This window comes from Streptomyces sp. ICN903 (genome assembly GCF_022015835.1).
Taxonomy (GTDB): Bacteria; Actinomycetota; Actinomycetes; order Streptomycetales; family Streptomycetaceae; genus Streptomyces; species Streptomyces fenghuangensis.
The window spans coordinates 1-14,759 of sequence record NZ_JAKMAY010000136.1; the positions used below are offsets into that span (position 1 = coordinate 1).

Annotated in this window: 12 protein-coding genes; 2 read left to right on the forward strand and 10 right to left on the reverse strand. The window is 74.6% G+C overall.

Annotated elements, in window-relative coordinates:
- The first annotated feature begins 344 nt into the window (after positions 1-344).
- Positions 345-1,376, forward strand: a complete 1,032-nt coding sequence (locus L7D48_RS15620) for a LacI family DNA-binding transcriptional regulator (RefSeq protein WP_237880049.1) — start codon at positions 345-347, stop codon at positions 1,374-1,376.
- A 415-nt stretch (positions 1,377-1,791) separates the two neighbouring features.
- Here the strand turns inward: L7D48_RS15620 and L7D48_RS15625 are convergent, their stop codons facing one another.
- The 10 genes from L7D48_RS15625 to fmt form a co-directional block, all read right to left on the reverse strand.
- The gene (locus L7D48_RS15625; RefSeq protein WP_237880050.1) at positions 1,792-3,498 is read right to left on the reverse strand and encodes an NAD(P)/FAD-dependent oxidoreductase; all 1,707 of its coding nucleotides are present in this window, start codon (positions 3,496-3,498) and stop codon (positions 1,792-1,794) included.
- A 114-nt stretch (positions 3,499-3,612) separates the two neighbouring features.
- Positions 3,613-4,437, reverse strand: coding sequence for a carbon-nitrogen hydrolase family protein (locus L7D48_RS15630; protein WP_237880051.1), 825 nt, complete (start codon positions 4,435-4,437; stop codon positions 3,613-3,615).
- 236 nt (positions 4,438-4,673) lie between these two features.
- Positions 4,674-5,129, reverse strand: a complete 456-nt coding sequence (locus L7D48_RS15635; protein WP_093656644.1) for an Lrp/AsnC family transcriptional regulator — start codon at positions 5,127-5,129, stop codon at positions 4,674-4,676.
- A gap of 338 nt (positions 5,130-5,467) precedes the next feature.
- Positions 5,468-6,937, reverse strand: coding sequence for an amino acid permease (locus L7D48_RS15640; RefSeq protein ID WP_237880052.1), 1,470 nt, complete (start codon positions 6,935-6,937; stop codon positions 5,468-5,470).
- Between the two features lie 124 nt (positions 6,938-7,061).
- The gene (locus tag L7D48_RS15645) at positions 7,062-7,766 is read right to left on the reverse strand and encodes a bifunctional 2-polyprenyl-6-hydroxyphenol methylase/3-demethylubiquinol 3-O-methyltransferase UbiG (RefSeq protein ID WP_237880053.1); all 705 of its coding nucleotides are present in this window, start codon (positions 7,764-7,766) and stop codon (positions 7,062-7,064) included.
- Between the two features lie 73 nt (positions 7,767-7,839).
- Positions 7,840-9,288, reverse strand: coding sequence for a GuaB1 family IMP dehydrogenase-related protein (locus L7D48_RS15650; protein WP_237880054.1), 1,449 nt, complete (start codon positions 9,286-9,288; stop codon positions 7,840-7,842).
- Positions 9,289-9,403: 115 nt separating this feature from the next.
- Entirely contained in the window at positions 9,404-10,399 is a 996-nt protein-coding gene (locus L7D48_RS15655; protein ID WP_237880055.1) for a sugar-binding transcriptional regulator, read from the reverse strand.
- Positions 10,400-10,586: 187 nt separating this feature from the next.
- A complete protein-coding gene (gene rpe, locus L7D48_RS15660) occupies positions 10,587-11,279 on the reverse strand; it encodes a ribulose-phosphate 3-epimerase (protein WP_237880056.1) in 693 nt (230 codons plus the stop codon).
- A 97-nt stretch (positions 11,280-11,376) separates the two neighbouring features.
- Positions 11,377-12,834: an RsmB/NOP family class I SAM-dependent RNA methyltransferase gene (locus L7D48_RS15665; RefSeq protein ID WP_237880057.1), complete on the reverse strand. Its 1,458-nt coding sequence runs from the start codon at positions 12,832-12,834 to the stop codon at positions 11,377-11,379.
- A gap of 85 nt (positions 12,835-12,919) precedes the next feature.
- Positions 12,920-13,852 carry a methionyl-tRNA formyltransferase gene (gene fmt / locus L7D48_RS15670; RefSeq protein ID WP_237880058.1) on the reverse strand — a complete coding sequence of 311 codons (933 nt, stop codon included), beginning with the start codon at positions 13,850-13,852 and terminating at the stop codon, positions 12,920-12,922.
- A 323-nt stretch (positions 13,853-14,175) separates the two neighbouring features.
- Between fmt and L7D48_RS15675 the strand changes: the two genes are divergently transcribed.
- Positions 14,176-14,759 (forward strand): hypothetical protein (locus L7D48_RS15675; protein ID WP_237880059.1); only part of this gene is annotated, 584 nt, incomplete at its 3' end.

Below are 14,759 nucleotides of genomic sequence, written 5' to 3' on the forward strand. Positions count from 1 at the left end.
GGTTCCGCGGGCGGGACGAGGGGGAGACGGGTTCCGCCCGCGGAACACGCTCACCACGTACGGGACCGCTACCGCGGGCCACCGGCTGCGGTTGCCGCCCGGTCGTCGGGCGGCTGGTGGGCCGAGGTGGCGTGCGCTGATACGATTACATCGTTGAAACAGCGTTGTAAACACTTCGGCGGTGGTTCTTCGGAACCGGACGGGCTCCTACCCCCCGGTTCCGGGGGTGACCGTGTGCGGCACTCGGTACCGGGTCGGCCCGCACCACGCGCCGGCGATGTGCCAGGGTGACCCGTACCGCTTCGCGAGCGGCACCGGTGGGTGCCGGGTGGAGGTGAACAGAGGTGGGCGCCAGCCTCAAGGACGTGGCCGCACGGGCCGGGGTGTCGGTCAAGACCGTCTCCAACGTGGTCAACGGCTACACCTACGTGGCTCCGCGCACGCGGGAGAAGGTCGAGCAGGCGCTGGCGGAGCTGGACTACCGCCCGAACCTCTCGGCGCGCAACCTGCGCCGCGGCCGCACCGGCGTGATCGCCCTGGCCCTGCCCGAGCTGGACGCCCCGTACTTCGCCGAGCTGTCCCGGTTCGTCATCGACGCCGCCGTCGAACGCGGCTGGACGGTGCTGATCGACCAGACCGACGGCATGGCCGACCGCGAGCGCGAGGTGCTCCAGGGCATCCGGGAGCAGCTCATCGACGGGCTCATCTTCAGCCCCATCACCGTCGGCCGCGAGGAGTTGGCGGCCCGCACCGACAGCACCCCGATGGTGCTGCTCGGCGAGCGCGTCATGGACGGCCCCACGCACCACGTGGCCATCGACAACCAGCGCGCCGCCCGCGAGATGACCGAGCATCTGATCTCGCTGGGGCACACCCGCATCGGCGCCATCGGCGCCCAGGAGAACCCCAGCGCCAACACCGCCCACCTGCGGCTGGCCGGGTACCGGCAGGCGCTGGAGGCCGCCGGACTCCCCTACGACGAGCGGCTGGCCCCGCCGACGGCGTCGTACCACCGCGCCGACGGCGCCGCGGTGATGCGCCGGCTGCTGGAGCTGGACGAACCCCCGCAGGCGGTCTTCTGCTTCAACGACCTGCTGGCCCTCGGCGCCCTGCGCACCGCGCTGACCTCCGGTCTGCGGGTTCCCGACGACCTGGCGCTGGCGGGCTTCGACGACATCGAGGACGGCCGCTACAGCACCCCGACCCTGACGACGATCTCCCCCGACAAGGCCCACATAGCGCGGACGGCCGTGGAACTGCTGGACGCCCGCCTCGGCGGGAGCGGACGCGGCGGCCGGCCGGCCGGGGAGGACGGGCGGCGCGAGGTGGAGGCGGACTACCGGCTGATCGTCCGGGAGAGCACCGTCAGGTCCTGACGCACCGGGTTTCCGGGACGGAGGGCGGGGACGGGGCGGGCTGCGGCCCCACGCCCCGCCCCGTTCCTGCGGGCGGCCGGCCCCTCAGCCGCGGTGGACCAGTCGGCCAGGTCGGCGGAGCGGGCGACGGGGATCGAGTGCATCGTGCCCTCACCGCTGCGCAGCGGGTCGGTGGTGCCGCAGGCGTACCGGTAGCCGTCCCCGCCCCTGACGGCGGCGGGGTCGGCGAGGGTGTCGGCGAAGCCCTTGGAGACGGGGTCGGCGTACGTCCCGGACGTCCGCCGTCCGTCCCGGTCGGCGCCCCGCGCGGATTCGGCGGCGCGGTCCCGCCGGACCGCCGGGGCCGCCCCGGGCGGGCCGGAGGCGGAGGGGCCGGACGACGTGGCCCCGTAGGCCGGTCCGGCCCCCGGCCCGCTCAGTCCTCGGGGAGTTCGACCGGGGCGATCTCGTCGTAGACGTCGCCCGGCCCGGGGTTGGCGGGGTCGGTGGAACCGCCGAGGTGGTGCATCACGCCCCACACCGCGTTGAGGGCGGTCTGCACCGCGCCCTCGGCCCAGCCGGCCGTCCAGGAGATGTCGTCGCCGGCGAGGAAGATGCCGCGCTTGTCCTCGGGCAGCCGGTCCTGCGCGAAGTGGGTGAACAGCCGCCGCTGGTAGCGGTAGTGGCCCGGCAGGTTGGCCTTGAAGGCCCCCATGAAGTACGGCTCGTTCTCCCAGGAGACGGTGACCGGGTTGCCGGTGATGTGCTTGCGGATGTCGACGTCCGGATAGATCTCCCGCAGGGACTTGAGCATGACCTCCAGCCGCTCCTGGGGGCTGAGCGGCAGCCACTTCAGGGAGTCGTCGCACCAGGTGTACGACAGGCACATCACGGCCGGCTTGTCCGGGCCGTCGTCCAGCAGGTAGGTGCCCCGCGTCATGCGGTCGGTGAGCGTCATGCTCATCACGTCCCGGCCGGTGCGCTCGTCCTTGTCCAGCCAGAACGGCCGGTCCACCGGCACGAACAGCTTGGAGGACTCCATGTAGTGGGTCCGCTCGATCGCCGTCCAGTGGTCGATGGGGAACAGGTCGTCGTCGCAGTCGATCTTCGACAGCAGCATCCACGACTGGGCGGTGAAGACCGCCGCCCGGTAGGTGCGCACGTCGCCGGTGGCGTCGGTGACGGTGATGCGGTTGCCCGCGGTGCGGTGCAGCCGGGTCACGGCCGGGCGCGGGTCGCCGCCGTGCAGGGACTTCAGCGAGGTGCCCGCCGGCCAGTGCACCAGCTTGGCGGGCTCGCGCTCCCACAGCCGCAGCGGGAGCTGCTGACTGCCGCCGACGATGCCGCGGTGGTCGTCGTCGGCGCCGGTGTAGACGACCCGCAGGATCTCCAGGATGGAGTTGGGGAAGTCGGTGTCCCAGCCGCCGGTGCCGAAACCGACCTGGCCGAAGATCTCCCGGTGGCGGAAGGAGGAGAACGCCGGGGAGTCGCACAGGAAGCCGTAGAAGGTCTGGTTGTCGAGCTTCTCCACCAGGCGCGACCAGATCTCGCGGATGCGCGGCACGTCGCGCGTCCGTATGGCCCGCTGCATGTCGGAGAAGTCGGCGCCCTCCTCCAGGCAGGCGTTCCACGCCTCCATCACCTGGTGGTAGACCTCCGGCAGGTCGTCCAGGGTGCGGGCGTAGTGGGACTCGCCCTTGAGGTCGACGACGGTGGAGGGGGTGTCGGGCGCCAGCGGGTTGGGGAACGGCTTGGTCTCCAGGCCCACCAGGTCCGCGTAGTGCCAGAAGGCGGTGGACGACGGCGGAAAGCGCATCGCGCCCATCTCGGCGGTCAGTTCGGGGTCGCAGCCGTCGAAGCGGGCCGTGCGCAGCCGTCCGCCGATCCGGTCGGCCTCGTAGACCACCGGCTTCAGGCCCATCTTCATCAGCTCGTACGCGGTGACGATCCCCGACAGCCCGCCGCCGACGACCGCGACCTCGGTGCCGTGCTCGGTGGCGGGCACCTGGCCGAGACCGGCGGGGTGGGCGAGGTAGTCGTCGTAGGCGAAGGGGAAGTCCGGGCCGAACATGGTGACGGGCGGCTCGGTCCGCGCCTGTGCGTGCTGCTCGTCGTGGACGGCGGCGGGCACCGTGGAGGTCATGGGTGGTTCTCCTGGTGGTACGTGGCGGGCTGTGTCCGGGCGGTCGGCCCGGGCCGGCGGCCGGCTGCGGTGCCGGGTGGGCGGGTCGGTACGGGGCGGCGCGGGGCCGGCCCCTCAGGTGAGCGAGGTGTACAGCTCGGGGCGGCGGTCGCGCAGATACGGGTTGTCCGCGCGCGACGCCCTCAGCCGCCCGGGGTCGACATCGGCGGTGATCAGGTCCTCCCCCGCGCCCGCGCGGGCGCGGACCGTGCCGTCGGGGGCGGCCAGGCAGCTCAGTCCGGCGAAGGTGATCGCACCGCCGCCCCCGTTCCCGTCCGCGCCCTCGGTGCCGCAGCGGTTGGCGTAGGCGATGTAGAGCTGGTTCTCGAAGGCGCGGGCCGGCAGGAGGGTCTCGGCGACGATCTCGTACGGCCGCATCAGCGCGGTCGGCACCAGCAGCAGTTCGGTGCCGGCCAGCGCGTGGGCGCGGACGTTCTCCGGGAACTCCACGTCGTAGCAGACCAGCATCCCGACGCGGACGCCGTCGAGGTCGGCCTGGACGACGGGGGTGTCGCCCGGGCGGAAGGCCGAGGTCTCGAAGCCGCCGTACAGATGGGTCTTTCGGTAGTCGGCCAGCCGGGTGCCGTCCGGGCCGACGAGCCCGGCGGAGTTGTACACCGCGTCGCCGTCGCGCTCGGGGTAGCCGTAGGCGACGGCGATTCCGTGCTCGGCGGCGATGCGGGAGACCGCCGCGGCGCCGGGGCCGTCGGCGGGCTCGGCCAGCTCCGCCACCCGCTCCCCGATCGCGTACCCGGTCAGGTACATCTCGGAGGCGACCAGCAGCCGGGCCCCTCCCGCGGCGGCCTCACGGGCGGCGCGGTCGAGGGCGGCCAGGCTGTCCGCGGTGGAGCCGGGGACACCGCCGGGGCCCTGGAGCAGCGCGGTGCGCAGCGGCGTCATGGGACCTCTTCGCGTTCACGTCGGACAGCCGTACCGGGCGTGCCGGGGTACGGCTGCGGGATCTGGGGACGCCTCGACGGTACGGTCCGCCCGCTTGGCCCCACAAGCCGCACCTGTTGCGCACCCGGCATCGATCCGTTGCGTCTTGGGGCCCCGCCGCGTCGATTCGTTGCGCACCCGGGGCGCGTGCCCGGCCATGCGCCTGGGAGTGCGCCCGGCCGCGCGTGCGCGGCGCCTCAGGCCGGCGACCCGGAACCGTAGCGGCGCAGCAGCGGGGAGAGGACGAGCACCGACCGGGTGCGCTCGACGAACGGCTCCCCCGCGATCCGCTCCAGCACCCGCTCGAAGTGCCGCATGTCGGAGGCGAAGACCTGGACGATGGCGTCCGCGTCGCCGGTCACGGTGGAGGCGGAGGCCACCTCCGGATAGCGCGCGAGTCCCCGGCGGATGTCCTCGGGCGAGGTCTTGTGGCGGCAGTACATCTCGACGAAGCCCTCGGTCTCCCAGCCGAGCACCGCAGGGTCCACCCGTACGGTGAAGCCGGTGATGGCACCCTGCTCGCGCAGCCGGTCCACCCGGCGTTTGACGGCGGGGGCCGACAGCCCCACCTCGGCGCCGATGTCGGCGTAGGAGCGCCGGGCGTCCTCGGCGAGGGCGCGGACGATGCGTTCGTCGAGCTCGTTCAGTCGCACTGCGGGTGGGCCACTTCTGTCGTGCGGGCGGTACCCGGGGCGCCGCGGTGATCGCACCGCCCCGGCAGCGAAGTACAGCACACCGGGCCGGCGGGACGTCCCTCCGGCGGGCATGTCCCCGCAGGAGTTCGACGACGCCAACCCCACCATGGCGCGGTACAAGGACGATCCTCCCTTCGCCGAGCGGTTCGCCACCGGGCCGGGCCTCCAGGGCGTACCGGACTTCCGGGCGGGCATCAACGGCCCGCACACCGGTCGAGGAGGGGCTGGGCCGCACCGTCTGATGTCCGTGACCGGCAGGTGGTGCCGGGCCGGCTTGCGGGGCGGCTCCGCCAGGTCTACCCGGCCCCCGCCTCGGGCTCGTTGAGGCGCGAGTGGCGGATGCCGTAGGAGAAGTAGACCGCCAGGCCGCCGGCCAGCCAGAGGCCGAAGACGGTCCAGGTGACCGCGTCCAGGCCGGCCATCGTCCACACGCAGAAGCCGAAGCCCAGCGCGGGCAGCAGCGGTGAGAGCGGGACGCGGAAGCCGCGTGGTGCCCGCGGATGGGTGCGGCGCAGGACGACGACGGAGACGTTGACCAGCGCGAAGGCGAACAGCGTGCCGATGCTGGTGGCGTCGGCGAGCCGGCCCAGCGGGACCACGGCGGCCAGGGTGCCGCAGAAGGCGGCCACGATCAGGGTGCCCGCGCGCGGGGTGCCGGTGCGCGGGTGCACCCGGGAGAACACCCTCGGGATCAGTCCGTCGCGGGACATGGAGAACAGGATGCGGGTCTGCCCGTACAGGACGGCCAGGACGACGCTGGCGATGGCGACGACGGCGCCGAGGGCCAGCAGGACGGACCAGAAGGCGCGGCCGGTGACCTCCTCCATGATCCCGGCGAGGGCGGCCTCGGTGCCGGTGAAGTCCTGCCAGGGCAGGGCGCCGACCGCGACGGCCGCGACCAGGCAGTACAGCACGGTGACGATCACCAGCGACAGGACGATGGCGCGCGGCAGGTCGCGCCGGGGGTTCCTGGCCTCCTCCCCGGCGGTGGAGGCGGCGTCGAAGCCGATGTAGGAGAAGAACAGCGTCGCGGCCGCGGCGTTGATCCCGGCCACCCCCAGGGGCGCGAAGGGGGTGTAGTTCCCGGCGCGCACGCCGGTGGCGGCGACGGCGCAGAACATCAGCAGCGCGCCGATCTTCACCGCGACCATGGCGGCGTTGGCGCGGGCGCTCTCGCGGGCGCCGCCGAGCAGGAGCGCCATGGCCAGCAGGACGACCAGCAGAGCGGGCAGGTTGACGATCCCCCCGTCTCCCGGGGGTGCGGAGAGGGCGGCCGGGATGGTGGCGCCGACGGTGCCGTCGAGCAGTTCGTTGAGGTACTCGCCCCAGCCGACGGCGACGGCGGCCACCGACACCCCGTACTCCAGGATCAGGCACCAGCCGATCACCCAGCCCAGCAGTTCGCCCATGGTGGCGTAGGTGTAGGTGTAGGAGGAGCCGGAGACCGGGATGGTGCCGGCCAGTTCGGCGTAGGACAGGGCGGAGAAAAGCGCGGTCAGCCCGGCGAGGGCGAAGGAGACGGTGACGGCCGGGCCGGCCTCGGGCACGGCCTCGCCCAGGACGACGAAGATGCCGGTGCCCAGGGTGGCGCCGATGCTGATCGCGGTGAGCTGCCACACCCCCAGCGAGCGCCTCAGCAGACCGCCCTCTCCGTGGCCGCTCTCGGCGACGAGGCGTTCGACGGGTTTGCGGCGCGTCAGCCGCGAGAGGTTCCTGCCGGCCCCCGGGGAGGGGGAGGAAGCGGGGGAAGCGGCGCCCTGGTCCATCGCGGGACGACTCCTCGGGAGGTCTTTCGCATACCGGTCACACGTGGATCCCCCTGAGCCTCGCACACCGCCCGGCCGTGGCCGGTGCAGGCGCGTACGCGCCGGTCCGTCCCCGCCGCGTACGTCACCCCGCGGGCAGTGCCCGCACCCAGGTCCGGTCGTCGGTGAGGTAGGCGTCGACGGCCAGGCCCGCGCCGGCCAGCGCCTCCTCGAACTCCGCCCGGTCCATTCGCCGGGAGAGGAACGTCTGGGTCCAGGTGGCGTCCGGGAAGACGTACTCGCAGCGGACGGCGGACACCTTCGGGTCGCCGGTGGGGTCGGCGGCGGCGATCCGGACCAGTCCGTCGCCGGCCCTGCGCTCGCGGGGCACCCGCTCGTGCCAGTCCTCGCCCTCGCGCTGGACCAGCACGCACCCGTCGTCCGCGACGTGCCGGCGGCAGGCGCGCAGCAGCGCGTCGCGGACCCGGACGTCGCCGGCGTGGACCAGGAAGGAGGACAGCAGGACGGCGTCGAAGCGCTCGTCCAGCTCCAGTGTCTCGATGGGCGAGCACACGGTGCGGGCCCCTCGCACGTGCTCCAGCATCCGCGGCGACTCGTCGACGGCCGTCACCGCGAAACCGCGCTCCAGCAGGGGGTGGGTCACCCGGCCCGTGCCGCAGCCCAGTTCCAGCAGGCTCGCCCCGGCGGGGACGGCCGAGGCGACGACGTCGGGTTCGTCGCCGGCCGGCAGGCGGGTGTAGACCTCCACCGAGCAGCCGTCGGGGGTGATCGCTCCGGGTCCGGTGCCCTCGTGGCCCTCGCGCGGTGTCCGGGGCTCAGGTCCGCTCATGGGCCCATCGAAGCAGCCGCGGCCCGCCCGGGGAAGAGGGCCGGGCGGGCCGCGGGCTCCGCGGGGGCGCGGGTCACCAGCTGGCGTGCAGCGGCTTGCCCTCGGCGTAGCCGGCGGCGCTCTGGACGCCGACGACGGCCTTCTCGGCGAACTCCTCCAGGGTGGCGGCCCCGGCGTAGGTGCACGAGGAGCGCACCCCGGCGATGATCGAGTCGATCAGGTCCTCCACCCCCGGCCGGGCCGGGTCCAGGAACATCCGGGAGGTGGAGATGCCCTCCTCGAACAGGGCCTTGCGGGCCCTGTCGTAGGCGGACTCCTCGGCGGTGCGGTTGCGCACCGCGCGCGCGGAGGCCATGCCGAAGCTCTCCTTGTACAGGCGCCCGTCGGCGCTCTGCTGGAGGTCGCCGGGGGACTCGTGGGTGCCGGCGAACCAGGAGCCGATCATGACGTTGGAGGCTCCGGCGGCCAGTGCCATGGCCACATCGCGCGGGTGCCGCACACCGCCGTCGGCCCAGACGTGCTTTCCGTGCCTGCGCGCCTCGGCGGCGCACTCCAGGACGGCGGAGAACTGGGGCCGGCCCACACCGGTCATCATGCGCGTGGTGCACATGGCGCCCGGCCCGACGCCGACCTTGACGATGTCGGCGCCGGCCTCGATCAGGTCCCGGGTGCCCTCGGCGGAGACGACGTTGCCCGCCACAACGGGTACTTGCGGGTCCAGCGCGCGGATCTTCTCCAGGGTGGAGAGCACGGACTCCTGGTGGCCGTGGGCGGTGTCCACGACGAGGGTGTCCACCCCGGCGTCGAGCAGCCCCTCGGCGCGGCCGGCGACATCGCCGTTGATGCCCACGGCGGCGGCCACCCGCAGCCGTCCGGAGTCGTCGGTCGCGGGGGTGTAGAGGGTGGCGCGCAGGGCGCCCTTGCGGGTGAGGATGCCGGCCAGGCGGCCCTCGGCGTCGACGGCGGGGGCGAGCTTGCGGTGGGCGCCGTCCAGGCGGGTGAACGCCTCGCGCGGGTCGATGTCGGCGTCCAGGAGCAGCAGGTCGCGGGACATGACCTGGGCGAGCTGGGTGAAGCGGTCCACGCCGGTCAGGTCGGAGTCGGTGACGACGCCGACCGGCCGCCGCTCCCCGTCGACGACGACGCCCGCGCCGTGCGCCCGCTTGGGCAGCAGGGACAGGGCGTCGGCGACGGTCGCGGAGGGCTCCAGGACGATGGGGGTGTCCAGGACCAGGTGGCGCTGCTTGACCCAGGAGATGACTTCGGTGACCACCTCCAGGGGGATGTCCTGGGGGATCACGGTGAGGCCGCCGCGGCGGGCGACCGTCTCGGCCATCCGGCGCCCGGCGATCGCGGTCATGTTGGCCACGACGATCGGGATGGTGGTGCCCGTCCCGTCCGGCGCGGAGAGGTCCACGCCCTGCCGGGAGCCGACCGCGGAGCGGTTGGGCACCATGAAGACGTCGTCGTACGTCAGGTCGTACGCGGGCCGCTGGTCGTTGAGAAATCGCACGTACTTCATTGTTGCACGCCGGCCCCGGACCCCGGCCATGGAGAAAAGGCCAGGTGAGCGGGGTCGGCGTCGTACGTTCCCACCAATGCCGGGGGCCTGGGCCGAGCTCCGCCGGCCCCGGTCCTCAGGGCGCGCTCTCGTCCGGGTCGGCCCGCTCCAGCGCGGGCCGGGGGCCGGGGGCGGTCTCGTGCAGCAGGTAGTCGGCGGCGGCGGTGTCGGTGACCAGGCTGGTCACCAGCCCGGAGCGGAGCACCGCGCCGATCGCCTCGGCCTTGCGGCGGCCGCCGGCGATCGCGATGACCTCGGGGATGCGGCGCAGCCGGTCGGCCTCGACGGTGATGCAGCGCTCGCCCAGGTCGCGGCCGATACGGCGGCCCTCGGCGTCGAAGAGGTGCGCCGACATCTCGGCGGCGACCCCGAGGGAGGCGTAGTGGGCGCGCTCCTCCTCCCCGAGCATGTCGTGGACGGTGGAGACGCCCGGCTCCCAGGAGCCGATGGAGACCGCGGCCACGGTCACCTTGTCGAAGTACTCGAACGCGGCGGCGATGCTCGTCTGGCCGCGCAGCGCGGCGGCGGTGGCCGCGTCCGGCAGCAGCATCGGCGCGTAGATCGGGTGGGCCTCACCGCCGGAGACGGTGGCGGCGCGGCGCACGGCCTCCACCGAGCCGCGCTCGGCGGTGCCCGCGTCGTAGACGCCGGTGAGCTGGACGACGGTGCACGGCGGGAGGCGGTGCAGCGCGGTGGCCATGTGGATGGTGGAGCGGCCCCAGGCCAGGCCCAGGACGTCCCCCTCGGTGACCAGTTCGCCCAGCAGGTCGGCGGCGACCTCGCCGAGGTTCTCGGGGTCGGCGGCGTCCTCCGCGGCGTCCGAGGGCGACTCGACGACCACGGCGTGGCGCAGCCCGTAGCGAGCGCGCAGCGCGTCGGACCGCTCGGCGTCCAGTTCGGCCGGGACGCGGATCTCGATGCGCACCAGATCCCGCTCCAGCGCGGTCTCCAGCACCCGGGCCACCTTGAAGCGGCTCACCCCGAACTCGTCCGCGATCTGGATCTTGGACTTGCCCTCCAGATAGAAGCGGCGCGCCATGGCCGCCGCCTGCATCAGCTCGGCGGGACCCATTCTCGTGGCTGACCGCCCGGTCGACACCGCACTCACCTCGCTACCGTTCCGCCGTACTCGTGTACGCGCCGTTCCCCACTCTGCGCGTTCATCCTCGCAGATCCGCGGCGGTCCTGATCCACTCCGTGCACGGTGCACCCATGCCCGCCTCCCCGCAGCCGTCCCCGAAGGGAGGTGCGGACCGCCCTCAGTGGGCGCAGGTGCCGGCGGCCCCGTTCGCGGCCTCCTCGGCCTGGGCGCGCAGCGCCTGCACCGCCGCGGCCGGGTCGTCCGCTCCGTAGACGGCCGAGCCGGCCACGAAGACGTCCGCGCCGGCCTCGGCGCACCGCTCGATGGTGGAGGCCGACACCCCGCCGTCCACCTGGAGCCACAGCTCCAGGCCGTGCTTGTCGATGAGCTGCCGGGTACGGCGGATCTTGGGCAGCATGATGTCGAGGAACGCCTGGCCCCCGAAACCGGGCTCGACGGTCATCACCAGCAGCATGTCCAGCTCGGGCAGCAGGTCCTCGTACGGCTCGATCGGCGTGGCGGGCTTGAGCGCCATGGAGGCGCGGGCGCCCTTGGCGCGGATCTCGCGGGCCAGCCGCACCGGCGCGGCGGCGGCCTCGGCGTGGAAGGTGACCGATCCGGCCCCCGCCTCGACGTACTGCGGCGCCCAGCGGTCGGGGTCCTCGATCATCAGATGACAGTCCAGCGGGGTGTCGGTCGCCCTGCGCAGCGACTCGACGACCGGGACGCCGAGCGTGAGGTTGGGGACGAAGTGGTTGTCCATCACGTCCACATGGAGCCAGTCGGCGCCCTCGGGCCCTCCGACGCGCCGCGCCTCCTCGGCCAGGCGCGCGAAGTCGGCGGACAGGATGCTGGGGTTGATCTGAACCATGGCCCCAGTATGTCGTGTCACCCGTCCGGCCCCGCCGCCAGGTGCGCGGGGGCGCGCCCGGCGGCGGGATCGTACGCCGCGGTGTGCCGACGTGTGCTCAGGTGCGGCGCAGCAGGGCGAGGTACATCGCGTCGGTGCCGTGCAGATGCGGCCAGAGCTGGATGTCGGGGCCGTCCCCGAGGGAGGGCACACCGGGCAGCAGCGGGCGGACGTCGATCGGCTCGGCGCTCTCGTGCCTAAGCACGTCGTCGACGACCGCGCGGGTCTCGGCCAGGTGCGGCGAGCAGGTGGCGTAGCCGACGACGCCGCCGGGCCGGGCCGCGCGCAGCGCCTCGGTCAGCAGTCCGCGCTGGAGCGGGGCGAAGCCGGCCAGGTCCTCGGGACGGCGGCGCCAGCGCGCCTCGGGGCGGCGGCGCAGGGCGCCCAGCCCGGTGCAGGGCACGTCGACCAGGACGCGGTCGAAGGAGCCGGGCCGCCAGGCGGGGCGGGTGCCGTCGGCGGTGACCACCTGGTAGGGGCCGGGGTTGCCGCGCAGGGCGCGGGCCACCAGGCGGGCGCGGTGCGGCTGCTTCTCGGCGGCGATCAGGGCCGCGCCGCGTCCGGCGGCGAGCGCGCCCAGCAGCGCGGCCTTGCCGCCCGGTCCGGCGCAGCCGTCCAGCCAGCGGCCGTCGGGCCCGTCCAGGGGCGCGTTCGCCAGCGCGAGGGCGACGAGCTGGCTGCCCTCGTCCTGGACCCCGGCGCGCCCTTCGCGCACCGCCTCGATCGCGCCGGGTTCGCCGCCCTCGGCGAGCCGGACGGCGTACGGGGACCAGCGGCCGGGCACCGCTTCACCGGTCAGCAGTTCCCCGGCGGTGGCGCGGCCGGGGCGGGCGACCAGGGTGACCTCGGGGCGGGCGTTGTCGGCCTCCAGCAGCTCCTCGATGTCCCGGCGCCCGCCGCCGAGCGCGTCCCACAGGGCGGAGACGATCCAGCGGGGGTGGGCGTGGACGATCCCCAGGTGCTCCTCGGGGTCGTCCTCGTAGGGCGGGGCGACCTTCTCCAGCCAGCCGTCCAGGTCGTCGGCGGCGATCCTGCGCAGTACGGCGTTGACGAACCTGGCCCGTCCGTCGCCGAGCACCACCCGGGCCAGTTCCACGGTGGTGCTGACCGCGGCGTGGGCGGGGATGCGGGTGCCCAGCAGCTGGTGGGCGCCGAGCGAGAGGACGTCCAGCACCGGCGGGTCCACCTCGCGCAGCGGGCGGTCCACGCAGGCGGCCACGATCTCGTCGTAGGTGCCCTGCCGGCGCAGCGTGCCGTAGACCAGCTCGGTGGCCAGGGCCGCGTCCCGCCCGTCGATGTCGCCGCGCTCGCGGGCCTCGCGCAGCAGCGGGGGCAGGACGAGGTTGGCGTACGCATCGCGCTCGTCCACGGCCCGCAGCGCCTCGTAGGCGATCAGGCGTACGGGGTCCTTCTTGGGTCGGCGGTAGGGCCTGGCGGGACGGCGTGGCCGGCTGCTCACGAAAAGGTGCTCCGGGTGGTGTCGGGGACGGCGCGGTGGGCGCCGGGGGCGCGGCATTCCAGCCTAATCCCACTCGTCCGGGCGTCCCGCCGCAGGTGGTGCCGCCCCACCTGCGGCGGGGCGGTCCGGAGCCGGCCCCGCCTCAGTCCCCCAGCCGCTCCCCCCGGGCGATGCGCACGCCGCGCGCCCAGTCGGCGGCGGCCATCGGCTTCCTGCCCTGCGGCTGGACCCACAGCAGCTCGACGGCGTGCGAGCCGGTGCCGGCGTGCACGGTGTTCTTGCCGACGGCCAGCTCACCGGGGGCCAGGCCGGTGCGGTCGGGGGCGAGGGCGGTCTGCCGCAGTTTGAGCCGCTCGCCGCGGAAGAGCGTCCAGGCGCCGGGCGCGGGCGAGCATCCGCGTACCACGCGGTCCACGCGCAGGGCGGGGGCGGCCCAGTCCACCCGGGCGTCCTCGACCGTGATCTTGGGGGCGAGGCTGACGCCCTCGGCGGGCTGGGGGACGGCCCGCAGCGTGCCGTCCTCGATGCCGTCCATGGTGGCGGCCAGCAGTCCGGCGCCGGCGAGGGCGAGCCGGGTCAGCAGGTCGCCGCTTGTGTCGGTGGGCCGGATCTCCTCGGTGACCACACCGTAGACCGGCCCGGAGTCCAGCCCCTCCTCGATGAGGAAGGTGGACGCTCCGGTGACCTCGTCCCCGGCCATGATCGCGTGCTGGACGGGCGCGGCGCCGCGCCAGGCGGGCAGCAGCGAGAAGTGCAGGTTGACCCAGCCCCTGGCCGGGACGTCGAGCGCGGCCTTCGGCAGCAGCGCGCCGTAGGCGACGACCGGGCAGCAGTCCGGGGCGATCTCGCGCAGCCGGGCGAGGAAGTCCTCGTCGCGCGGGCGGGCGGGCCTGAGGACCTCGATGCCGGCCTCCTCGGCCCGCTGGGCGACCGGACTGGCCACCAGGCGGCGCCCGCGCCCGGCCGGCGCGTCGGGTCGGGTGACGACGGCCGCGACCTCGTGCCGCTCCGATGCGATCAGTGCGTCGAGGGCGGGTACGGCGACCTCGGGGGTGCCGGCGAAGACGAGCCTCATCGGTGCGGGACTACCTCTCGAAGACGGGTGTGCCGGGAACGGGCGTGGGCGGATGCGTCGGGGCGGACACGGGGCCGCGCCGGGCGCGGGATGCGCGCGCGGCGCGGAACGGCGCACCAGTCTACGGTCCGCCGCGGCGGTGGGCCCGGCGGGCGCTCCGGGCACCGAGTGGGGCGTACGGGTCCGGACGCACCGCCCTCACCGGTCTTTTCACGCCCCCTCAGCGTGACCCCGGCGCCCGGTGCCGCGTTGGTCAATGCAGCTTGACCGAATCGGCCGCAGACGCGGCCGGCCGACCCCACGCCGGTTCGAGAGGCTTGACCATGGCCGACCACGCCACCCCCGACGCCCGGGCACGGGCCAGCCTGCACCTGCTGGTGCGGGACATCGAGCGGGTCCGCCGGCAGGTGGACGCACTGCGCACGCTCACCGCACAGCTCGGCAACGTCTACCGGCCGCGGCGCACGGGTCCGTCAGCGGGCTTCGTCGTCTACGGCAGGGCGCCCGCGCCGACCGTGCGGCTCGCCCAGGAGCTGCGCGACAGCGTGGAGACGCTGGTGACGGCGGCCGTGGAGTTCGACCGCTCGCTGGGTTTCTCCTGGGACTCGGTGGGTTCTGCCCTCGGCGTGACCAAGCAGGCCGTCCACCGCCGCTACGGCTCACGCCGGCCGCCGGCGCGGGCGGGCGGCGCCGCTACGGCGACCGCGGCGGCGGCCGTCCCGCAGGCCGCCGCGCAGGCGACCGCACAGGCCCCGGCTCCGGCCGCCGACGAGGCGGAGGCGGCGCGGCGCCCCGGCCCGGACGGGGAGGGCGGCCGGGGGACCGGGACCGCCGCACACGCCGTGGCCGCGGGACCGGGTGCTCCCCCGGCGTCCGGGCAGCGGGCGCGGCCGCCGGAGCCCCGCCC

Coding starts and splice junctions, on each gene's coding strand:
- rpe (WP_237880056.1), bottom strand. CDS start 11,279: ATGGTTCAGATCAACCCCAGCATCCTGTCCGCCGACTTCGCGCGCCTG.
- L7D48_RS15640 (WP_237880052.1), bottom strand. CDS start 6,937: ATGGACCAGGGCGCCGCTTCCCCCGCTTCCTCCCCCTCCCCGGGGGCC.
- L7D48_RS15665 (WP_237880057.1), bottom strand. CDS start 12,834: ATGCCGCGCCCCCGGCGCCCACCGCGCCGTCCCCGACACCACCCGGAG.
- L7D48_RS15625 (WP_237880050.1), bottom strand. CDS start 3,498: ATGACCTCCACGGTGCCCGCCGCCGTCCACGACGAGCAGCACGCACAG.
- L7D48_RS15630 (WP_237880051.1), bottom strand. CDS start 4,437: ATGACGCCGCTGCGCACCGCGCTGCTCCAGGGCCCCGGCGGTGTCCCC.
- L7D48_RS15645 (WP_237880053.1), bottom strand. CDS start 7,766: ATGAGCGGACCTGAGCCCCGGACACCGCGCGAGGGCCACGAGGGCACC.
- L7D48_RS15650 (WP_237880054.1), bottom strand. CDS start 9,288: ATGAAGTACGTGCGATTTCTCAACGACCAGCGGCCCGCGTACGACCTG.
- L7D48_RS15655 (WP_237880055.1), bottom strand. CDS start 10,399: ATGGGTCCCGCCGAGCTGATGCAGGCGGCGGCCATGGCGCGCCGCTTC.
- fmt (WP_237880058.1), bottom strand. CDS start 13,852: ATGAGGCTCGTCTTCGCCGGCACCCCCGAGGTCGCCGTACCCGCCCTC.